The 22,192-nt window shown below is 67.4% G+C and carries 15 protein-coding genes; 7 read left to right on the top strand and 8 right to left on the bottom strand.

Annotation, left to right across the window (positions count from 1 at the left end; translation table 11 throughout):
- Window positions 1-146 precede the first annotated feature (146 nt).
- A complete protein-coding gene (locus tag SX243_10660) occupies window positions 147-1,487 on the top strand; it encodes a M20/M25/M40 family metallo-hydrolase (protein MDY7093419.1) in 1,341 nt (446 codons plus the stop codon).
- Window positions 1,488-1,514: 27 nt separating this feature from the next.
- Here SX243_10660 and SX243_10665 read toward each other — a convergent pair whose 3' ends face one another.
- Window positions 1,515-3,296 carry an ankyrin repeat domain-containing protein gene (locus SX243_10665; GenBank protein MDY7093420.1) on the bottom strand — a complete coding sequence of 594 codons (1,782 nt, stop codon included), beginning with the start codon at window positions 3,294-3,296 and terminating at the stop codon, window positions 1,515-1,517.
- 147 nt (window positions 3,297-3,443) lie between these two features.
- On the bottom strand, window positions 3,444-4,853 hold the full coding sequence (locus tag SX243_10670; protein ID MDY7093421.1) for a di-heme oxidoredictase family protein: 1,410 nt from the start codon (window positions 4,851-4,853) through the stop codon (window positions 3,444-3,446).
- A gap of 669 nt (window positions 4,854-5,522) precedes the next feature.
- Here SX243_10670 and lepA point away from each other — a divergent pair.
- The gene (gene lepA / locus SX243_10675; GenBank protein MDY7093422.1) at window positions 5,523-7,319 is read left to right on the top strand and encodes a translation elongation factor 4; all 1,797 of its coding nucleotides are present in this window, start codon (window positions 5,523-5,525) and stop codon (window positions 7,317-7,319) included.
- Window positions 7,319-8,536, top strand: coding sequence for a radical SAM family heme chaperone HemW (hemW, locus tag SX243_10680; GenBank protein ID MDY7093423.1), 1,218 nt, complete (start codon window positions 7,319-7,321; stop codon window positions 8,534-8,536). The genes lepA and hemW overlap by 1 nt, the downstream gene beginning before the upstream one ends.
- Here hemW and SX243_10685 read toward each other — a convergent pair.
- From SX243_10685 to SX243_10705, 5 genes are all read right to left on the bottom strand, one after another.
- Window positions 8,533-9,093 (bottom strand): DUF4252 domain-containing protein, encoded by a 561-nt coding sequence (locus SX243_10685; protein MDY7093424.1) that lies wholly within the window; start codon window positions 9,091-9,093, stop codon window positions 8,533-8,535. The genes hemW and SX243_10685 overlap by 4 nt on opposite strands.
- 12 nt (window positions 9,094-9,105) lie before the next feature.
- A complete protein-coding gene (locus SX243_10690) occupies window positions 9,106-9,801 on the bottom strand; it encodes a DUF4252 domain-containing protein (protein ID MDY7093425.1) in 696 nt (231 codons plus the stop codon).
- Window positions 9,802-9,840: 39 nt separating this feature from the next.
- Entirely contained in the window at window positions 9,841-10,692 is an 852-nt protein-coding gene (locus SX243_10695) for a zf-HC2 domain-containing protein (GenBank protein MDY7093426.1), read from the bottom strand.
- Window positions 10,661-11,203, bottom strand: coding sequence for an RNA polymerase sigma factor (locus SX243_10700; protein ID MDY7093427.1), 543 nt, complete (start codon window positions 11,201-11,203; stop codon window positions 10,661-10,663). The genes SX243_10695 and SX243_10700 overlap by 32 nt, the downstream gene beginning before the upstream one ends.
- 129 nt (window positions 11,204-11,332) lie before the next feature.
- Window positions 11,333-12,994: an ATP-binding protein gene (locus SX243_10705; protein ID MDY7093428.1), complete on the bottom strand. Its 1,662-nt coding sequence runs from the start codon at window positions 12,992-12,994 to the stop codon at window positions 11,333-11,335.
- A 540-nt stretch (window positions 12,995-13,534) separates the two neighbouring features.
- Here SX243_10705 and SX243_10710 point away from each other — a divergent pair.
- Window positions 13,535-16,306, top strand: a complete 2,772-nt coding sequence (locus tag SX243_10710; GenBank protein ID MDY7093429.1) for a CHAT domain-containing protein — start codon at window positions 13,535-13,537, stop codon at window positions 16,304-16,306.
- An 83-nt stretch (window positions 16,307-16,389) separates the two neighbouring features.
- Complete coding sequence (locus SX243_10715) at window positions 16,390-17,484, top strand: outer membrane beta-barrel protein (GenBank protein MDY7093430.1); 1,095 nt, start codon at window positions 16,390-16,392, stop codon at window positions 17,482-17,484.
- Window positions 17,485-17,535: 51 nt separating this feature from the next.
- Here SX243_10715 and SX243_10720 read toward each other — a convergent pair whose 3' ends face one another.
- A complete protein-coding gene (locus tag SX243_10720) occupies window positions 17,536-18,780 on the bottom strand; it encodes an MFS transporter (protein MDY7093431.1) in 1,245 nt (414 codons plus the stop codon).
- Between the two features lie 213 nt (window positions 18,781-18,993).
- Between SX243_10720 and SX243_10725 the strand changes: the two genes are divergently transcribed.
- The gene (locus SX243_10725) at window positions 18,994-21,900 is read left to right on the top strand and encodes a response regulator (protein ID MDY7093432.1); all 2,907 of its coding nucleotides are present in this window, start codon (window positions 18,994-18,996) and stop codon (window positions 21,898-21,900) included.
- On the top strand, window positions 21,897-22,192 hold a 296-nt coding region (locus SX243_10730; GenBank protein MDY7093433.1), incomplete at its 3' end, for a response regulator. The genes SX243_10725 and SX243_10730, both read left to right, overlap by 4 nt.

A 22,192-nucleotide genomic window follows, 5' to 3' on the forward strand; every position in this document is an offset into this window, starting at 1 on the left:
TGGCCTCAGGCTGGGCCAGAGGCGGAATGTTGAGCGCAGGCCATCGGTTGCGAGAAGATAAGAGCCCCCCTTTGGATTGCCATGAGCTGGCCCCGAGGTCGGTGAAGCGGATGCCGAGCCGGGATGAACTGAGACAGGAGAGCGCGATGGTCACGAGACAGTGGACGGCGAGATGGCGAGGTTGGATGCTTTTCGGGGCGGTGGCTCTGGCTTGTCTCGTGCTCATCGGCCCAGCCCAGCCGGCTGAGGCGCAGGGGCAAGGAGAGGAAGGGGTGTGGATCACCGTCGGCGCCGACGCCTTCCGGACCCTGCGCGGAGAGGAATCCATTCGCTTCCGGGGCCAGGCCTTGGTACCGGTGGCGCAGGCCGAGGGGGTGGTGCTGACTCAGGTGGATGGGGAGGATCTGCGGGCGATCTCCGAGACCATTCATCACGCTCACCGCCGCTGCGGCGGCTTCATGGCCCACGAGAGCCTGGCGGAAGCCCAAGAGCAAATGGCGCGGGTGGCCCGGGGGATGGGAGCGGTGGAAGGGGCGCCGACCTACCTCATCGACCAGCCGGCGCTGGTGGGGAGCCTGTCGCCCCAGCTGAGCGAGAGCCACATCCTCGGCACCATCCAATCCCTGTCCCAAGACTTCAACAACCGTTACTACCGCCACCCGTCCGGCGTCGCCGGGGCGGAGTGGATTCGGGATCTATGGACTGGCTACGCCAGCGGAACTCTGGGAGTGACGGTGGAGCTGGTCTCCCACTCCTTCGCCCAGCCTTCGGTGGTGCTCACCATCCCCGGCTCGACGCTGGCGGACGAGGTGGTGGTGCTCGGCGGGCATCTGGATTCCATCGCCGGGGGCAGCTCGGATCCCGACTTCGTGGCCCCCGGTGCCGACGACAACGCCTCCGGCATCGCGGTCATTTCGGAGGTGGCGCGGGTGCTGCTGGCCAATGGTTTCAAGCCCCAGCGCACCGTCAAGCTGATGGGGTATGCGGCGGAGGAAGTAGGGTTGCGAGGCTCCCAGGACATCGCCGAGGCCCACGCCACCGGCGGCATCGACGTGGTGTCGGTGCTGCAGTTGGATATGACCGGCTTCCAGGGCTCGACGGAGGATATGTCCCTCATCGACGACTTCACCAACGGTCCCCTCACCACCTACCTGGGGCAGTTGATCACCACCTATCTCACCGACCTCACCTTCAGCACTTCCAGCTGCGGCTACGCCTGCTCGGATCACGGTGCCTGGCATTTCGAAGGCTATCCGGCGGCCTTCGTCTTCGAGGCCCGTTTCGGCCAGCACAATCCGGAGATCCACCGCACCTCGGACACCCTCGCTCCCCTGGGCAACAGCGCTGCCCACGCGTTGAAATTCGCCCGGCTGGCCCTTGCCTATGTGGTGGAGACCAGCGTCGACGGTAGCGAGCTGGCCCCCATCTTCATCGATGGATTCGAGTCCGGCACCACGGGGGATTGGACCCAGACCTTCACGGAATAGGCGGCAGAGTCCGAGGATCGCGAGACTCTAAGACTCACTCTCCTCAGGCGCCAGCGCCGCCGCCACCTCGTCGTGGCCTCGCTCCACCGCCACCTCGTAGGCGGTGCGATCCTGGTCGCCTTGGAGGGTCGGGTCGGCGCCGGAGGCGAGGAGCAGTTGCACCATCTCCAGATCGCCACGGTGGGCGGCGAGCATCAACGGAGTCGCCCGTCCGAGGACTTCGGTGCGCAGGCGTACGTTGGGTGCGGCGCCATGCTCGAGGAGCGCGCGGGCGACCTCCCGTTGCTCCCGGCCGGCGGCGAGCATCAGGGCGTTCACCGTGCCGAAGCCCGCGATGAAGGTCTCGCCGTCGGGGGCGGCGCCCCGATCCAACAACAGTAGCGCCAGATCGTCGTGCTTGCGGAAGACCGCGAAGAGCAGCGGGCTGCTCAGGTCTTGGTTGGTGGCGTCGAGGTCGGCGCCGTAGGAAAGTAGCAGCTCCGCCACCGGGCGGTGGCCGTGGAAGGCAGCGAACATCAGTGGAGTCACCTGGGAGCGATTGCGTGCATCGGGCTCGGCGCCGGCCACCAGCAGCGCGCGGACGGCCTCCAGATGCCCCCCGGCGGCGGCAAGATGGAGGGGAGTGCTGCGGGTCTCTTCTTCGCCCCGGTCATTCACCTTGGCCCCCGAGCGCAGCAGTAGCTGCAGCACCTCGGTGTGGCCCTGGCCGGCGGCCAGCTGCAAAGCCGTAGCGCCGTTTTCGTCGATCACATCCAGGTCGGTGTCGGCGGCGAGCAGGGAGCGCACGACCTCCGGGGCCCCTTCTCGGGCCGCCAGTAGCAGGGCCGTGCCGGCCTCGTCCCGGGCCCCGCGGCGGAGCAGCAGATCGAGCATAGGAGCGAGGCCCTGGGCGGCGACTTTGTAGAGCAGGCTTTCGCCACCGCTGAGCTCGGGATTGACCTCTGCGCCAGCGTCGAGGAGCAGCCGGGCGGTGGCTAGATGACCCTGGAGTGCTGCCTGGGTGAGGGCAGTACGGTGATTCCGGGTGCGTTGATGGAGGTCGGCGCCGGCGGCGAGGAAGCGGCGCACGATCTCGGTGTGGCCGAGGAAGGCAGCGCTCATCAGGGGGGTGTAGTGGGCCTTGTTGAGGTGGTTGAGCTGAGCACCGTGGCGCAAGAGCAGCTCGGGGATCCGCGGGTCGTCCTGCTCCGGGAGGAAGAAGAGGGCCGTGTTGCCGGAATCATCCTGCTGGTGCACATCGGCACCGGCGTCCAGAAGCAGCTGCATCAGATCCAAGCGCCCGGCGGCGGCGGCATAGCCGAGGGCGGTCCGGCCGCCCATCCCCGGTGTATCGACGCCCGGTACGTCGTCCTTCGAGGGGGCGGCATCTGGGGAGTCAGCACTCGGTTCGTAGCTCTCGGCGATCTCCGCCAGTAGGCTGCGGACGCGACGGGTCTCGCCGGCGCGCACCGCCTCGATGAGCTCGGTGTCGGCACTGGCGGTGCGTCCGTCGTCGGGGGGCTGGTAGAGCTGCAGCAGCGGGCTGGCCGGGCCGTCCTCGGTTTCGGTGGACTCCTCGTCCTCCGCTTCCTCGCCGAAAGCGATGGGTACGGTGCGGGAGTCAGTGGACCGAGCCTGTTCCTCGGTGGGCTTCTGGGATTCCGGCGGTGGCTCGTCGGGTCCCCAGGCGCTGGCGGCAGTCGGGCTGAGAGCCGCCGCCAGCAGGAAACCGTGGGTCAGCAAATAGGCAGTGACCCGCAGGCAGGTGGTGAAGGGCTTGGTCCGCAGGATGAGGCGAGGGAGGAGACGCGAGGTGTGATTCCAGCTCATGGGTGCAAAGTGTAGCTCGGGAAAAGAGGATGGCGTCACGCCACCAATGTTGGATCAGAAAGAAGCTCGATGGAATGAAGAAAGGGCCGGCCGCCGCGCAATGCGCCGAGGCCGGCCCTCCGAGGATGTAGAAGCTGTGATCCGCGGTTACGGAATCAGCTCTTCGTTGGGATCGATGGGAGCCTTCAGCTTGCTCAGGAAGGTGAGCAGGTTCTGCTGGTCCGAGGAGGAGAGAGCCAGGAAGGCATCCCGAGCGCTCTGAGCCTCGCCACCATGGAATTCGATGGCGTCGTAGAGGCTGGTGGCGCGGCCGTCGTGGAGGTACGGCGCCGTGTCGGCGATACCCCACAGACGGGCGGTGATGAACTCTTCGTTGGCGATCTCACCGCGCTCGAAGGTCTCCGCCAGCCGCGGTCCCATGTTGTGGCGCTTGAGGTCGGAGAAGAGCGGCACGTACACGCCCTTCTCGCCCGGAACGCGATCGAAGCCCACCCGCTTCAGGTTGACGGTCATGTAGATGTCGGCGAAGGGCTCGGTGGGATCTTCCGGGAAGGAAAGCGGCAGCCTGCGGTGGTCGGTCTTCATCACCGGCCGATGGCAGTTGGCGCAGCCGATGTTCTGGAAGGTCTGGAAGCCGGCGTGGCCGGCGCCGCCCAGATGCGCGACGAAGGGCGGCGGGTTGGTGACGTCGAAGATGTGCAGGGTGGTCATCTCGAAGACGGTGAGCTCGTCGGTGTGACCGTCGCCGTCCTCGTCCACGCCCGCGCCGACGACCTCTACCGGCTGGATGCCGAAGTGGAACTGCATGGCACCGCGGTCGAAGTCGCGCATGGTGAAGTTCTCACCCTTGCGCCCGAAGGGACGAACCACCAGAGCTTCCTCCGGCGGCACGCTGTCGATGTGCTCCGGTCCGACGCCCTCGACGTTGGAGAGGTCGACGTCGCCGCCGCCCTCGGAGATCAGGTAGCCGAAGTTCACGCCGTGGGTGTCCAGCGAGACGATGGTGCCCGCCGAGGCGGCCTGGGCCTGATCCAGCAGGTGCTGGAGGTCAGCGGTCATTTCCTTGCCGAGCAACTCCACGCCGCCGCCGCCGAAGAGGAAGGGCGGGTTGGCGAAGCGGCCGTTGAAGTCGGCCACGCCGTCGGCGACCATGGCGAGGTCCGGATCATGGCCGGGGACCCAGGTCACGCGGTCGTCGAAGGAGTCGCCGACGTCGATGAGGCTGGGCATGATGATGGCGTTCTGCACCATGCCGCCGACGCCGCCGATACCCAGGGTGGGAGGCAGGTCGGAGTTGTCGACGATGGTGTGGCACTCGTTGCAGCTCTGGGCATCGAGGCCGTTGACCCGCAGCAGCGTGCCGTTCCCCTGCAGGGTCGGGCGATGGCCGAAGGCCAGCGGCGGGGTCTCGGCGGGATCCCAGGGGCCGTCGCCGAAGCCGTCCTCGGCGGTGATGGGGGTGGTGAAGATCAGCATGCCCTGCTGGCGCAGGGAGAAGAGGGAAGTGTGCTCGGAGAGCTGTTGGACCAGCCCGTCCTGGAGCTGTTGGGTGTTCAAGGGTGTAGCAGGGGTAGGTTCAAAGCGGGAGACATCCAAGGCCCAGGCTCCGGCGGCAAACGCCAGCCCGAGACAGACAAGGCAAAGGGTGGCCATTGGTCTCGACATTGTTCATCCTCCTTTGAAGAGAGACCAGTGTCGCGACGAGCCGGTAAGCCATCCCTGTGGATGGGTTAGGAGAGATGCAAGGGGGGAAGGGCTCTCTCCCTCTGACTGGCTGACCGGTAACGACGCGCACCGGGTAGGAAATTTGGCGGCAGTATGCCACCAAAGAACCGCTCTGCAAAGGCTGGGAAGGGGGGCACCCACGCGCTATTTTCGTGCCTGTGAGAATGGTTGGATACTATGCAAATGTTGTTGAGGGTGACTATCGCGGGCTTGCACACATTTCTATGAGTTGTGTCAAGAGCTTGTTCGGATTGAGGATAGGGAGCTGTATCTGTGAGGATAAGAGACCAAAGAAGTCCTGTCTTTGAGATCTGATGAAAAGAAATTCTCAAAAAATCCAGTGGAGCCTCTCTTTGGCTCCGTTCGGCGGTTCCTGCCACGGGGTTGTCGAAGATTTTCGCTTCGGGCTGCTAGACGATAAGATCAGGGGTCCGGCGGCGTACCGGGGCCATCGGGGGCTCGTCTGCCCCCCTCCGAGCCGTCGGGAGGAGAGCACAAAACTTGGAACACATCCGCAATTTCTGCATCATCGCCCACATCGACCACGGCAAGTCCACCCTCGCCGATCGGTTGATCCAGCTCTGTGGCGGCGTCGAAGAACGCGAGTTCCGCGACCAAATCCTCGATTCCATGGACATCGAGCGGGAGCGCGGCATCACCATCAAGAGCAACACGGTGACCTTGTCCTATACCGCGAAGGACGGCAAGGAGTACGAGCTCAACCTCATCGACACTCCCGGACACGTCGACTTCAGCCACGAGGTGCGGCGCTCGCTGATGTCCTGTGAGGGGGCGCTGCTGCTGGTGGACGCGGCCCAGGGGGTCGAGGCCCAGACCGTCGCCAACCTCTATCTGGCGCTGGAGTACGACCTGGAGCTGCTGCCGGTGATCAACAAGATCGACCTGCCGTCGGCGGATATCGAGCGGGCTCAGGAGGAGATCGACGCCGACCTCGGCCTCGATCCCTTCGAGGCGGTGCAGGTTTCGGCCAAGGTGGGCACCGGCATCAACGACTTGCTGGAAGCCATCGTCCACAAGCTGCCGTCGCCCCAGGGCGACCCGTCGGCGCCCCTCCAGGCGCTGATCTTCGATGCCCAATACGATCCCTACCGCGGCGTGGTGATGCTCGTGCGGGTCAAGGAGGGCACCCTGCGGCGGGGCGACGAGATCCGCCTGATGCACACCAAGAAGGACTACGAGGTCGACGAGGTCGGCCAGCTGCAGCTCGAGAAGGTCGAGCGCAAGGAGCTCAAGGCGGGCGAAGTGGGCTATGTCATCGCCGGCATCAAAACGGTGCGGGACATCGCCATCGGCGACACCATCACCACCGTCGAGCGGCCGGCGCCGAAGCCGCTGCCGGGCTATAAGGAGGCCAAGCCGGTGGTCTTCGCCTCGGTCTATCCCATGTCCACCGACGACTACGAGGACCTCACCAAGGCGTTGGAGAAGCTGGTGCTCAACGACGCCGCGCTGACCTACGAAAAGGATTCCTCCGCCGCTCTCGGCTTCGGCTTCCGTTGCGGCTTCCTGGGACTCCTCCACCTGGAGGTGGTGCAGGAACGGCTGCAGCGGGAATACGATCTGGCGCTGCTCCTCACCGCTCCCACCGTGCGCTACAAGCTGGAGCTCAAGGACGGCTCGAAGATCACCGTCGACAACCCCAGCCTGTTCCCCGATCCGACCCACGTGGAGAAGGCCCACGAGCCCTACCTCAAGGCTTCGGTGATGATGCCCGAGCGCTACGTCGGGCCGGTGATGGAGCTGTGCCGGGAACGCCGCGGGGAGAACACCACCTTCCGCTACCTGAGTCCCGGCCGCGTCGAGCTGACCTGTGACCTGCCCCTGGCGGAGGTGCTCTTCGACTTCTATGACCGCCTCAAGTCGGTGACCCAGGGCTACGGTTCCTTCGACTACGAGCTGCGGGATTATTGGGAGACGGATCTGGTGAAGGTGGACATCCTGGTCAACGGCGAGCGGGTGGACGCCCTTTCCCAGCTGGTCCACCGGGAGAAGGCCCGGTCCCGGGCGCTGCACTACTGCGAACGGCTGGCGGAGACCATTCCTCGGCAGCAGTTCAAGATCGCCATCCAGGGTGCCATCGGCGGCGAGGTCATCGCCCGCACCACCATCAACGCCTACCGCAAGGACGTCACCGCCAAATGCTACGGCGGTGACATCTCTCGAAAGCGCAAGCTGCTGGAGAAGCAGAAGGAAGGCAAGAAGCGGATGAAGATGGTGGGAGCCGTGGAGATCCCCCAGAGCGCCTTCGTGGCGGTGCTCAAGACGGACGCCGGCTGATGCCCGCGGCGGACCGCTCCGGCGGTGCCGGCCTCTATCTGCACATTCCTTTCTGTTCGGCCATCTGCCCGTATTGCGACTTCTCGGTGCTCACCGGGGGGGCGGAGGCGCGGGAGCGCTTCGTCCACGACCTCCTGCGGGAGATCGAGCTGTGGAGCCCAGAGCGCGAGGGCCCGCGGCGGGACGGCCCGGGGCGAGGAGAAGGGTGGAGTGGGGCCGCCTTCGACACCGTCTATCTGGGCGGCGGCACGCCCTCGGCGCTGGCGCCGGAGCAGCTGGGGCGCATCCTGGCGGCGGTGGCGCAGCATCTGCCGGTGGTGGCGGAGCCGTGGATTCAGCTGGAGGCCAATCCCGAGGACGTGGAGCCCTCGACGCTCCAAGCCTGGCGCCGCCTGGGCATCGACACCGTGAGCCTGGGAGTCCAGAGCTTCGATCCCCACGCCCTCGCCTTCCTCGGCCGCCGGCACGATGGGGAGACCGCCCGGCGATCGGTCTCCCTGGCTCAGGACGCCGGCTTCCACACCGTCTCCCTCGATCTCATCTTCGGCTGGCCGGAGCAAACGCCGGAGCGTTGGGAGGCGGATCTGGAGCAGGCCCTGGCTCTGGCTCCCCAACATCTCTCCTGCTACCAGCTGACCCTTCACGAAGGCACCCCCTTCGGTTTCCGCCAGCGTCGCGGTGAGCTGCGGGAGATGCCCGAGGACCAGCAGGCGGTGCTCTTCATCCAGGCCCACGAGCGCCTCGCCGCCGGTGGGTTGGTGGGCTACGAGGTCTCCAACTTCGCCCGCTCGCCGGAGCATCAAAGCCGCCACAACCGCAAGTATTGGCACCACGTGCCTTATCTAGGGCTGGGCCCCTCCGCCCACTCCTTCGACGGCCGCCGGCGCTGGTGGAATGTGCGCAAGGTCGGCCCCTGGCAGCGCCAGCTCCAAGCCGGCCAGCGGCCGGTGGACGAGGTGGAGCAGCTGGGGCCGCAGGAGCTGGCGCTGGAGGCGGTCTTCCTCGGGCTGCGTACGGCCCGGGGGCTCGATCTGGATTGGGTGGAGGAGCTCTCGGGGCTCGATCTGGAACCCGCCAACGCGGTGCTCTTCGAGGCCTGGGAGGAGCGGGGACAGGTCCGCCGGCCAGCCCGATGGCGGGGGCGCCGGTTGGTTCCGACGCTGGAGGGCTGGGCAGTGGCGGACGCTCTGGCGGCAGCGGTGGAGACGGACCCTTAACGCAGCTCCGCCTCGCCCCGGGCGACGTCGAGGGCGGCGGCGAGGGTGTCTTCGAGCCGTCCCTGGAGCCGCACCATGGAGAGCTCTTCTCCCTCCACGTTGATCACCAGCAGACTACGGATGCGGCGGTCCCGCTGGCGGTAGACCACCCAAGACAGGTCGTCGTCCTGCTGCACCCGGGCCAGGGTGGTCCAGCCCGCAAGGCCCAGGGCCTGTTCCATTTCCCGGGGATGCTCGAAGCGCAGCGGCAGCCCTTGGACCCGATAGGTGCCTACCTCGACCCGGCGGATGCCGCGCAGGGTGCTGACGGCGGCGCGGGTTTCTTCGTCGTCTTCCTCTAGCGCTCGCTGACTCACCCAGCGGGCGAAGCCCAGGGAGGCCCTCCCGAGCTTGACGCCGCCTTCCGGCCTCAGGGTGGTGCCGGGCAGAGCCTGCTCGAGGCCATGGGCGACGTGATGCAGCTGCGGGGTGGAGGTCATGCAGCCGGTGCCTAGCAGGAGGACGACAGCAGCGGCCAGGGAACCTGCGTAGCGGGCGATCGTGGGCCATGAGCTCATCACCGGGACTCCTCAGGGTTCCTTAGTTTGGGGATTCTCGGCATTGGGTTGCTCGGCCTCTTGGGAGTTGTCGCCGCCACCGGCGTCGAGGGCCGCCAGCGGCTCCAGGTTGAGCTGACGGGCCAGCCGCCCCAGGCGCTGGGGATCGAAGTCGCCGACGATGTTGATGAAGCCGAAGGAGCCCTCCGGATCGGAGAACAGGGCCACCAGGCCGGCGATGGAGTCGTTGGCGGTGCGCAGCAGGATGTGAATCTGGTTGCTCTCGTCCCGCACCCGCACCACCGACTCCCAGCCGTCCCGGCTCAGCCGGTTGGAAAGGGAGCGAATCTGCCCCGCGACGGCCTCGGTGGGGGCCGCCGGCCCGCCCTCCTTGCTTTGGTCGAAGATGCGCACGCGGATGGAGCGCAGACCGCTGAGCAGGATGGCGAAGTCTTCGTCCTCGCCGCGCATGGATTCGGCGAGGAGGTTGAGCAGCGTGCCGCTGAGGTTGACCTCGATGGTGGGCTCGGCGTCCCGGACCTGGGGCAGCAGGGCGAGATCGACGTAGCCCGGCTCCGCGGTGAGGGATCGCACGGTACCCCCGATGGGGCTCTCGACGGGGCTTCCGGCGGGCGCCTGCGCCGCGGCGGGGAGCGCTCCCAGGCTCAGGAGCAGAGCGACGGCGCAGAGGGCCGCCGGCATCTTTGGGTTGAGAGTGAGAAAGTTCATGGGAGTCTCCTCGGTGGGTGGTGAGAACCGTTCCGGTGATTAGAGCTGGCGGGCGACCTGGGCGAGAGCCTGTTCCGGAGCCTCGGCGACGTGGGGTGTCAGGGCCTGGTCGCGGATGGCCACGGCGGCTCGCCGGTTGACGGCGTCGAGATAGGCGAGGGCCAGCTGGACTTCTTCCTTGGCCCGGGCCAGCTCCTGCGCCGAGGGCTCGGTGGCCTGGGTACCCGGAGTTGGCGAATCCTCGGCGATGGTTTCCCCTGCCGCTGCCCCGGCGGTGGTTTCGGGACTCGCTGGAGCTCGAGGAACCGAAGCCTGCTGGGAGGAACCGGCCTCGCCGGTTTCTGCTGGGCTCGCCCCCGTCTCTCCCTGCTCGGCGGTGACCGGAGCCGATGGTTGGGTGGATTCCGTGAGCAGGGGCCGTAACAGCCAGCCGGTGAGCAGGGCGGCGGCGATGGAGGCTGCGATCAAGGCGGTTCGCCAGCTGGAGGTGCCCCATGCAACGCCCCGCGGGAGAGGCCGGGTCGGGATGGCCGACGAAGGTGTGGGTGGCTCTGCGGAAGAGCGGCTCTTGGAGGCGCGAGACCGGTCGGGCAGCGTTGCGCTGGTCTGCTCGGCTCCCCCGGTCCTCTTGGAGCTGACGTGCCCCTCGGCGGTGGGTGGCGGGCCTAGGGCGCGGACGCTCTCCATCACGCTCTGGGGGCAAGCCAGCTGGGGGAGCTCGCGCAAGCCCTGGCGGATTTGCTCCGCCCAGGCCAGCTCGTGCTGGCAGCGGGGGCAGCCGTCCAGGTGGCGGCGCAGGCGGGCGGTCTCGAACTCCCCCAGCTCGCCGTCCAGGTGCGCTTCCAGCAGCGCATCCAACTCAATGCAGGTAGAGCTCGTCGTTTTGTCCATATCCATAGTCCTCCCGCAGAGTGCGCCGCAGCAGATTGCGGCCCCGGTGCAGGTGTGTGCGAATGGTGTTCAGCGGTAGGTCGAGGGTTTCGCTGATCTCCTCGTATTTGAGCCCCTGGATCTCGCGCAGGATCAGCGCCGAGCGGTAGGGCTCCGGCGTCTTCGCCAGCGCCGCTTCCAGGTGTCGCCGGAAGCTTTTGGCGGCGGCGGCGCGGGCCGGGTCCGGTTGGTGGCCGGGGGTACGCTCCACCAGCTCCTCATCCGGCGCTTCGGCGACGGTGGCACGATAGGAGCGCCGCTGGCGCAGGCGGTCGATGCAGGCGTTGCGGGTCACCCGCCGCAGCCAGCCGCCGATGGAGCCGCCCTCCAGCTCGGTGCCGTGCTGCCAGAGCTTGATCAGGACCTCCTGAGTCACGTCGGCAGCCTCCTCCGGGTCGCGCAGAAAATAGCGCGCGAAGGTGTAGATGCGGTCTTTGTGCCGTTCTGCACGGCTTTGGAAGAGGTCTTCCATCTCACCTCTACGAACGATTGGCGCCGGAAGATAGTTTCAGCCGCTGTTGGAAGATGTGGCCCGATCCACTCCCGAGATTAACCGAATCCTCCGCAGCGCCGGGCGGCCGGTGGGCTCCGGGGCTAGGGCTCAGCCTTCGCGGGGCAGCCAGGCCCGGAGCAGGCGGCTCAGGTCTTCCTGGCGGTAGGGCTTGGTGAGGAAGTCGTCCATGCCGGCGGCGAAGCAGGCGTCGATCTGTTCGCGGATGGCGTTGGCGGTGATGGCGACGATGGGTATTCGGCGACCGGGATACTCCGCCGCGCGAATGCGCCGCGCCGCTTCGTAGCCGTCGACCTCGGGCATGCGGCAGTCCATGAGCACCAGGTCGAAGGTGCCCTCGTTTACCGCCTGGACCGCCTGGGCGCCGTCACCCACCACCTCCACCTCGAGGCCGAAGCTCTCCAGCTGGCGCTGCAGCACCAGCTGGTTGATCGGTTGATCCTCCGCCACCAACACCCGGAGCGTTCGATCCGTGCCGGTGAGCATCGAGGGCCCCCGGGGGACCGGTTGCTCCAGCTCTTCATCCACCAGGCCGAGACCGGCGGTGAAGGTGAAAGAGCTGCCCTCACCGGGAAGGCTTTGGAGGGTGATGGTGCCCCCCATGAGCTCCACCAGCCGCCGGCAGATGGCCAGGCCGAGGCCCGTACCGGTGGTCCCCCGAATGCCGGGATTGGCCTGGAAGAAGGGTTCGAAGAGGAGCCTCTGGATCTCCGGCGGGATGCCGGTGCCGGTATCCCGGACCTCGAACGTGCAGCGGGCCCGGGTGCCGTCCCCCACCGGTTCCGGCGGATGGGCGAGGACCTCTACCGTTCCGCCGTGGGTGTGCTTGATGGCGTTCTCCGTGAGATTGACCAGGACCTCCTGGAGCCGGATGCTGTCTCCCAGAAGCCGCGGCGGAAGGTTGGCGGCAAGGCGCACTCGTAGATCCGTTCCCGCCTGCCTCGCCCGGTCACCGAGGAGGCTGGTCAGCGCCGTTTCGAGCTCACGCACCTCGAACACCGACTCTTCCAGCACCACCTGTCCCGCTTCCACCTTGGAGAGGTCGAGGACATCGTGGAGCAGCCGGTGCAAGGTGGTGGCGGTCTCCTGGAGCAGGTTGACGTAGTCCGGGGCGGAGCCCGCAAGCTGCTCTTCCGCCAGCAGGCCGCAGAGCCCGATGATTCCGTGGATGGGGGTGCGCAGCTCATGGCTGATGTTCGCCAGGAACTCGCTCTTGGCCTGGTTGGCGGCCTCCGCCCGCTCCTTGGCCTCGCTCAGAGCTTCGGCGATGCGGCGCCGTTCCGCTACTTCTTGGGCGAGCTCCCGGGTGCGCCGCTGGACTTCCTCTTCGAGGCGCCGGTGGGCGTCCCGCAAGACCTCTTGCGCCTGCCGTTGGGCGGTGATGTCGCGGGTGGCGCCGAGCACCAGGCGGCCGCCGTCGGGCTCATCCTGGACCAGCATCCGCTCGTGCAGCCAGCGCACCTCGCCGTCCTTGCGCAGGATGCGGAACTCCATCTCCGACGCCCCTAGAGGACCGTCCACCCGGGCGAGGGTTCGCTCCAGGTCGTCCGGGTGCACCAGCCCCTTCCGGCCCATGGCCTCGAACTCTTCCGGGGAAAACCCGGTGAGGGTTTCGAAGGAGTCGTTGACCCACAGCCGGGTCTCGTCGCCTTCGGCGGAGGACCAGCGCGCCCAGCAGCAGTCGGAAATGAGCTCCGAGAGGAGCTTGAATCGGGCTTCGCTGCCGCGGATCTCCCGCTGCTCCGCGGTCATCCTTTCGAGCCGCTCCTCGAGGTGACGGATCCGCTGGTGGAGAGCTTCTGTCGAAGCGACTGATTCTTGATCGCCCATGATTCGACCGCACCGGAGGAAGACCGGGATCCTCCAATCTTCCACAAAATGGGGGAGGTGTCTGAGTCTAGCCCTTTTTTGTCCTTGGAGAAAACTCTTGCTGGAGGAAGGCTCGCTGATAGGGGTAAGGGTGTTGCTTGAAGACTACGACGAGAAGGCGAAGAGACGGACCGGTCGTCTCTCCGGGGGCGGTGGGTGGAAACAAGGATACTGAGGGGGGAAGTTTGCCGTCGTCGCCGGTGGCGTTGAAGCGATCCGCCGGCGTTGCGGCGAGATGTCGGACGGGGGTGAGTGGACCGGTAGGCGGTGCTGTCGATGACAGGCCGTCCAAGCTAGGCCGTCCAAGCTAGGCCGTCCAAGACAGGCCGTCCAAGAGGAGGGATTCTGCGTCGTCGATTCTTTTGTCTGGAGATCGAGCCTCGAAGCCGCTGGGCCTGGCGGAGCCTCGGGCTGTCGGTTCTGGTGACCGTGGCGCTCCTCGGGGCCTCGGGCCTGCCGGCGGAGCCCTTGGCGCTGACCTCGTGTCTGGAGCTTTTGCAAGCGGCACCGCAAGACCGGGAATCCTCCCGATGTCTTGTGCAGGTGGTCAATGGCGGGCACCCGGAGCTGCGCGCCGCCGCCATCGAGGCGTTGGAGGCTCTGCACCGCCAACACCCCGGTGAGCCCTGGCCGATGTACTACCTGGCGGCTTTGGAGTGGCCGCTACGCACCGCTCGGGTGGCGGAGCTCTATGCCCGGGCGGCGGAGCGGTTGGAGCAGCGGCGGGATTGGGACGGCGAGGCTTCGGCGCGGGCCTCCCGGGCCCGCTATCTCGACCTCATCGGCGAGGCGGACGCGGCGGCGGAGGAGCTGGTCCGGCTGCGGCACGCCGCGGAGCGTTCCGCCGAGCCCTCGGCGTTGCTGCGCTACAGCCTCGCGGAGGCGTCCCATCAGGTGATCGCCGGCGGGGATTTGGAGTACGCCCTGGCGCTCTTGGAGCGGCATCGCAGCGAGGTCGAGGAACCCTCGGAGCTGCCCGAGAGAACTCGATCCCTGTGGCTGCACGGCGTTTCCACGGTGCTCTACGAGTTGGGCCGGTTCCGGCAGGTGGACGAGATCCTCGAGCAGCTGGAGGGCCTCGCCCGGCGCTCCGGGGATGTGGGCACCGAGGGGGCCACGGCGTACCGGCGGGCCGCCTTGTTGGCGGCCTCGAGGCGGCCGTCGGAGGCGGTGGCGGCGCAGGTCGAGGAGCTGGCTCGGCGGTCGCTGGAGCTGACCCGCCGCACCGGTGCCGTGGCCAACCAGGCCCAGGCCCATCGGCTGCTGGGGCAGCTGCTACCCGGGGAAGAAGGCCGCGGTCATCTGGACCGCTGCGTCGAGCTGGCCTCCGGGCTGCCCGGTGGAGACTCTTTGGAAGCGCTGTGCTTGGAGGCCCTGGTGCTGTCGCTGGCGGCGGAGAAGGAGGCGTCCGAGGAGCTGCTTCTGGGGCTGCTGGAGCGGGCCGCGGAGGCGGCGGAGCGAGCCGGTGATCCTTGGTCCAGGCTCTTCGTACGGCAGGCGCGCGCTCGTACCCTGTGGCTCTTGAGTGACCGGAAGGCGGGCCTCGAGGAGAGGGCGCTGGAGGAAGGGTTGGCGGTGCTCGGTGAGATCGAGACTCTGCGGGCGGCCCAGCGCAACAAGACCGGCCGGGCGGAGTTCTTGGACGTCTGGTGGGAGCCCTACCAGTGGCTCGCCGGAGAGCTTCTGGGAGAGGGTGAGAACCAGCCGTCGCGGGAGAATCTGGAGCACGCCTTCGCCATCGTCGAGCGGATGCGCGGGCGCACGCTCTTGGAGACCTTGGGGCCGGAGGTCTCGGCCTTGCTGGAGCCGGAGCTGGAGCCGGAGGCGGGCTTTGACGGGCGCCTTGAAGGGGGCTTTGACGGAGACTTTGATGGGGGCTTTGCGGATCTCGCCGCGGTCGAGGCCCACCTGGAGGAAGACGAAGCGTTGCTCTCCTATCAAGTCTCTCTCTGGCGGGATCTCTACCGCCGCCCCGCCGGCGGCGCCTGGGTGACGGTCTCCACTCGCCAGGGCACGCGGGTCTATCCGTTGCCGGACCGCCGGGAGATCGAGCCGGTGCTGGAGCGCCAGCTGGGTCTGGAGCATCCGGTGGCGACGCCCGACCATCTGTTGCAGCTTCATCACCAGCTGCTGGCCCCGGTGCTGGGGGAGTTGCCGGATGGCATCCGCCGCCTGATCCTGATCCCCGACGGGGTCCTGCACCGCGTACCCTTTGCCCTGCTGCGCTCCACCGAGGCTTCCGAAAGCTCCCTGGTGGTGGACTATCAGCTCTCCTACGTGCCGTCGGCGACCCTGTGGCTGCGCTGGCGGACGCGGCCGGTGGCGGGGGCCGCGGCCCCGGCTCTGGTGCTGGCGGACCCGCTCCTGCCCGCCGGGGAATCCACCGCCGATTCCCAGGCCCCGACGCAGACCCCGGTCGAAGCGCAGGATGGGGCGGCTACCCTGCGCGGCCGGGAGCTGGGGCCGCTGCCCTACGCCCGGCGGGAGGGACGAGACATCCTGCAGCGACTGTCCGGTGGCGGGACCGGCCGACTGCTCCTCGGTGCCGAGGCTTCCGAGAGCTTCCTCAAACAGCACCCGCATCTCGCCCAGTATTCGCTGCTGCATTTCGCCGCCCACGCTTTGGTGGACGTTCTGCAGCCGAGCCGGTCGGCGCTGATGTTGGCGCCCGGGGACTCGCAGGAGGACGGCCGGCTGGAGCCGGAGGAGATTGTCGGCCTCGACCTGTCGGGGCGATTGGTGGTGTTGGGAGCCTGCGACAGCGCCGCCGGCCAGGTGTTGCGGGGGGAGGGGACCATGAGCCTGGCCCGGGCGTTCTTCGAGGCCGGGGCTCATACCGTGGTGGCGAGTCAGCGGCCGCTGCCGGATCTCGAAACCTCCCGTCTTTTCAACGCCTTCTACCAGCACCTGGCGGAGGGATTCAGCGTAGGCGAAGCCCTGGCCCAGGCCCAGCGGGAACGCCTGGTCGCCGGCGCCGACCCTCGCGGCTGGGGGGCCCTGGTGGTGCTCGGTGACGCGTCCCTGGTGCCCTTCCCCGGCGGGCTCGAGGCCGCCCCGGGTCGCCCTGGCGCTGGGTTCTCGGGTCTGGGGACGCCAGGGTTCGGGTTGCTGGCTCTGGGACTGCTGGCCCTGGTGGTCTGCCTAGTGTTGGCCGGGCTGGTGGTGGTGAAGCGATTGCGCCGCCGGCCGGGATGATGGGCTGCTCCGCGATCTCTGCCTTCCGAGAAGTCTGCCCCCCGCGAATCTTGCCCCCCGTAGAACCGAAAAGGAGAAAGCCCATGGGCCTAGGAACGGCTGCGAGGATGCTCGAGGGATTGAGTTGGCGTTGGTGGCGGACAATGTTGGCCCTGTGGCGCAAGAGCTATCTGCTGTTGCTGATCCTCGGCTGGGGCGTCGTCAGCGCCGGGCCGGCGGCAGGACAGTCGATCCACTGCGAGGACGCTCTTCGCGACGGCGACGACGTCGTTCTGGAAGTGGGGATGTCATGCCCGGACGGAACCGGCCCCACCGACTTCACCTTCCGGCCCGTCGATCAGCCCCTGGGCGGTTCCCCGGGTGGGGCGCCCGGCAGTACGTGGTATCCGGTAGAGGACGTCAAATCGGCCTCCGGTTCGGCCTACTCCCAGCGCGGTGTCATCGTGATCCCGTCGATGGTCTCGCCGGAGCGAGTCGAGTCGGCCTGCGAGGCCGGTGAGCGCTTCCTCAGCGAGATCTGCGAGGTCTACGCCCGCTGTGAGCGGGCCGATCCCTTCGCCGTCTACGAGACCCGGCTGGAAGTCGGGGCCCGGGTCGAGCTCGACTGTGACAAGCAGTACACCACCGACGGCATCCACGACCCGTCCATCCTCGTGGACCCCGGCCCCGGCAGCGGTCCGCCCATCCCGCCCTCCGTCGGGATCTTCACCAGCTTCAACCTGGATGATGCGGTGGTCGACCAGGAGGCGCTGTTCGGAATTCGATTCGGATTCGGCCTGTCCAGCCGCTCGTCGGTGGAGGCCGTCGCTGCAGTGGGGCAGGGGAAGCGCTCCGGCGACCCTTTCAACGGCGACCCTTCCAGCGGTGACTTCGGGGGCGATGAGCAGCCCGCCGCAGAGGGTGACGTCGTCACGGCCGACCTGCTCTGGGTGCGCCGCTGGGGGAGGACGGAGAATCGCTTCCGAGGCTTCTTCTTCGCCGGACCGGGGTGGCGTTTCGAGGGCGGTGATCTGGACAGCGACACCTTCGCCCCGTCCGCCGGCTTGGGAGTGGAGATCCCGTTCAGCGACCGCTGGTATCTCGACGCCCGGATCGCCGGGCGCTGGCTGGAGAACCGGCCGGAAGACCAGTGGGTCACCGAGGCCCAGGTCGGAGTCAGCTATCGCTTCGGCCCGTAGCTAGCACCCGGTAGCTGGCACCCAGTAGCTAGCAGCCGGGATTGGGAACCTTCAAGCTCCAGCCCTAGCCCCAGCAGGCTCCGCCAGGGAGGCTTCCGGCTGCCGGGGCAGGGTGGTGCCGAGGAGCAGGGCGACGGTGGTGAGGGTGACCAGGGCACACAGGACGTAGTGGCCGGCGAAGCCCAGATGAGCGGCGCTGAAGCCCGAGAGGGCGGTGCCCGCCAGCGGGCCGAAGGCGCTGAGGGATTGCTGCAGCGTGAAGTCGGTGGCGGCGGAGCGTTGGGAGCTGGCGTCCATCATGCTGGTGTAGAGGGCGGTGGTGGCCATGCCGCCGGTGAAGGCCATGACGAAAGCGGCGACGCCCAGCAGCCAGATCTGGCCGCCGACGGCGAGGACGTAACCGCCGGTGGCCGCCGCCTGCAGGGTGGCGAAGGTGGTGAGGGCGCGGCGGCGTTCCAGCCGCTGGGCCAGCACGCCGCCGAGGAGCGCTCCGCCGAGGGCGCCGGCGGCGTAGATCATGCCGGAGATCCAGCCGATGGTGGCGAGGCCGACGCCGAGATCCACCATCATCTGGTTGAACACGTAGGTGGCCATGGTCTCGCCGGTGCGGAAGAGCACCACCACGGCGCTCCAGCGCAGGGAGCCGGAACGGCGGAAGAAGCGCACCAGGTTGGCCATGCCCAGGCCTTCGATCTGGGGGTCCCTCGTCACCGGTTCCGGATAGCGCGCGGCGGGCAGCAGCGGTAGGGTGAGGAAGGCCGCCATGGCCAGCACCGCCACCGTCCAGCCGAAGCGGCTGAAGATCACCAGGATCAATCCACCGCCGAGGATCTGCCCCAGGTAGTAGCCGCCCACCTGGAGGCCGTTGCCGAGGCCTCGCTCCCCCCGCCGCAGGATGGTCACCGCCAGCCCGTCGGAAGCGATGTCCTGGGTCGCCGCCAGCAGCATGAAGAGGGCCGAGACCCCGATCACCAGAGGCAGCTGGGTGCCCAGATCGAGGAAGGCCAGAACGCTCACCATGATCACCGCAGCGCCCTGCAGCGGCGTGACCCAGGAAAGATACCGCCGCCGGCCCGGCGACCAGCGGTCCAGGAGCGGCGCCCAGAGGAATTTGATCAGCCACGGGAAGGCGATGGCGCTGAACAGGCCGACGTTCTCCAACGACAGCCCGGAGCGGCGCAGGATCACCGGCATGGCGGTGAGGAAGAAGCCCAGGGGGATGGCCTGGGAAACATAGAGGGCGAGGAGCAGGAAAAGCTTGTCGTTGCGGCGGGGCCTGGGGGTGCTGGAGGTCATGAATCTCTCGGGGAAGGTGTCAGCTTGTTGTACGAGTCCAGGGACGGGGAGTTGCTTCGTTGGTTGTCGGAAAAACAACACGGTAGGCCCTGCAAGTTGCGGAATCTAACATCTTTCGATCGGGCATTCTCAAACCGTTCTGGTAGATTGATCAGAATATGAGTGGGTTGTTTAAAGCATCAAGGGTTGACTAGAGGTTTCAGGAGGCTTCGGGTGTTGCGAGGGCGGCGGAAGGTGCCGTTGGGGCTTGTGTTGGTGATCCCCTTCTTACTGCAGCTCGTGATCGTCGTCGGAGCGATGCTGTGGCTGGCTCTGAGCAGCGGTCATCGGGCGGTGGAGCCGGTGGCGGCTCAGCTGCGGAGCGACCTCAATCAGCGGATCTGGCAATTCTTGGACTCCCACCTGGAGATTCCCCACCGGGTCAACGAGCTCAACGCCGATGCGCTGGTCCTGGGGCAGCTGGAGCCTGCCGATGCGGAGGCCTTGAACCGTCACTTCTGGCATCAACTACAGGTCTTCGACTCTCTCAACTCAATTTTCTTTGCCACAACCGAGGGCGGTGTCGCCGAGGCCGGCCGGAGCTTGAACGGCACGCTGGTGGTGGATTCTACGACCCTCGATCCGGAGCTCGGTCTGGTCGCCGGCACCCGCTATCGATACGAGGCGGCGGGAGCTGGCGGGCGGGGCGAGCTGCTCGAGACCACTCCAGGCTTCGACGCACGCCAGCATCCGTGGTTCGAGGAGGCGGTGCAGTCGGGGCGGCCGGTGTGGAACCAGGTCTATCCTTTCTTCGCCGAGGAGAATCTGGTTGTGACCGCCAGCAAGCCGGTCTATCGCCCCGATGGCTCGTTGTTGGGGGTGCTGGGGGTGGAATTGACCCTCCGGCGAGTGGGCGAGTTTCTGCGGCAGCTGGATACCGGTCACGGTGAGTTGACCTTCATCGTCGACCGCAGCGGCTTCCTCATCGCCACTTCCACCGGCGAGCGCCCCTATCTGGCGGCGCAGGATCCCCGGGGGCGGAGGCTGCGGGCGAGGGAGAGCACTTCGGCGCTGCTCGGTGCCACCGCCGGCTTTCTCGAGCAGCGGGAAGGGGGGCTGCAGGAAATCGACGGACCGGCCCAGGAGTCCTTCGAGCTCGACGGCGTGACCTACTACCTCCACGTCGCTCCTTTCTACGATCCCCGGGGCTTGGATTGGTTGACGGTGGTAGTGCTTCCGGAGGCGAAGCTCTCCGGGCTGATGCGGGGGAGCTCCTCTACGACGCTGTGGCTCAGCCTCGGCGCCGTGCTGCTGGCGGTGTTGCTCAGCGTGCTCTCGGCGGGCCTGATCACCCGCCCCATCAGGCGCCTGCGGCAGGCCTCCCAGGCCATTGCCGGAGGCCATTTGGGGCAGGCAGTGCCGGTGAGCAACATCCGCGAGCTGGGAGATCTGGGGCAGGCCTTCAACGCCATGACAGAGCAGCTTCGGGAGTCGTTCACCGAGCTCGAGACACGGGTCGCCCTGCGCACTCACCAGCTACAGGAAGCCAAGGAGGAGTCGGACGCTGCCAACCAGGCCAAGACCCGCTTCCTGGCGGTGTTGAGCCACGAGATCCGCAGCCCTCTGGGCGTGATCCTGGGATATTTGGATCTGCTGCAGGATCCTCGCGTTCCCGAGGAGGACCATCAGCGCTACCTGGACATCATCCGCCGCGCTTGCACCCACCTGAGCCGCTTGTTGGGAGACTTCCTGGACATCAGCCGCATCGAGGCCGGGCGCTTGGAGCTCAACGAGCGACGCTGCGAGCTGGCGGAGCTGCTGGAGGATCTGGACTCGTCCTTCCGGCCGCTGGCGGAGGAGGCGAGCTTGGACCTGGAGCTGCGCACCCTGGGCCGGCTGCCCTGGCGTTTCACCGCCGACGCCACCCGGCTGCGGCAAGTGCTCTCCAATCTGCTGAGCAACGGGTTGCGCTACACCGACGAAGGCGGTGTGCGGCTGACCGTCGAGGCACCAGGGGTCAAGGCCGGGCAGAAACCGGAGACGGCGGAGCTGGTCTTCGTGGTGCGCGACACGGGGGCGGGGATTCGTCCCGAGGATCAAGAAAAGATCTTCCAGCGATTCACCCAGCTGGAGACCTCCAGTCACGGGGGCAGCGGCTTTGGCTTGGGCCTGGCCATCACCCGTCAGCTGGTCTCCCTGATGGGAGGAGCGGTACGTCTGGAGAGCCGCCTCGGAGCTGGTTCCGCCTTCACCGTGCGGGTGCCGGTGACGGGGTGTCAACGGTGGTCCAAGAAGCCCCACCCGGCGGATTCCATCGAGGAAGATCTGTCCCCCTCGGCGGCGCCGCCGCTGGAGGGGCGGGTGCTCATCGCCGACGACTCGCTGGATCTGCTAGAGCTCTGCGTGCGCATGCTCGAGCGCTGGGGGCTCTCCTGCGTCACCGCTCGGGACGGTCAGGAAGCGGTGGAGCTGGCGACTCGGCAGCACTTCGATCTCATCCTGATGGATTGGCAGATGCCGCGCCTGGACGGTCTGGCCGCCACCAAAGAGCTGCGCCGCCGGGGTTTCCAGACCACCGTGGTGGCTCTGACCGCCGCCGCCATGCAGGGGGATCGGGAGCGCTGCTTGGAGGCGGGGTGTACCGGATATCTGGTCAAGCCCATCGATTTCAAAGAGCTCTTCCGTCTGCTGCGGCGCTTGCTGGCGGAGGCCCGAAGACCGGACCAACGCTCCTCGTCGGAGACCATTCCGATGCCCCTGCCGGAGGGGGGAGACGCGGGCTCGGAGCGGATCTCCACCGCCGTGGCGGCCTCCACGGACGAGATCGACCGCGAGGTGGCCAAGCTCGCCCGCGGCTATTTGGCGGGGCTGCCCCAAGTGGTGAACGATCTGCGCCAGGCTCTCCGGGAGCAGCGCTGGGAAGAGTTCCAGGCCGGCATCCATCGTCTCGCCGGTACCGCCGGAACCTACGGCTTCACCTCCATCTACACCTTTGCGGACCGGCTGGAGCGGGCGGCCCTCCAGGGCACCGGTCCGCACCTCGAGCCGCTGCTGGAGCGGCTGGGCAAGGAGGTGCAACAGGTGGTGATTTCCTGGGGCTTGGGCACGAAGAACACGACCCGGGAGGGAGAGCAAACATGAGCCGACAACCGATTCAGCCCCCTATCAAGCCTCCCAGCAAGCCACTTGTGCTCATCGTCGACGACGATCCGGATCTCACCGCCCTCACCGAGGTCCACGTGCGCCGCTGGGGATACTCTGCCCACAGCGTCGGCAGCGCCCAGCAGCTGCGCCGGGTGCTCGAGAACCAGGCGCCGGATGTGGTGTTGCTGGACGTGATGTTGGGGGATGCGGACGGCACCGAGCTGGTGCCGGAGATTCACCGCCGGCGCCCCTCGGTGCCGGTGATCATGATCACCCGCAGCACCTCGGT

Source organism: Acidobacteriota bacterium, assembly GCA_034211275.1.
In the GTDB taxonomy this organism is placed as follows: domain Bacteria; phylum Acidobacteriota; class Thermoanaerobaculia; order Multivoradales; family JAHZIX01; genus JAGQSE01.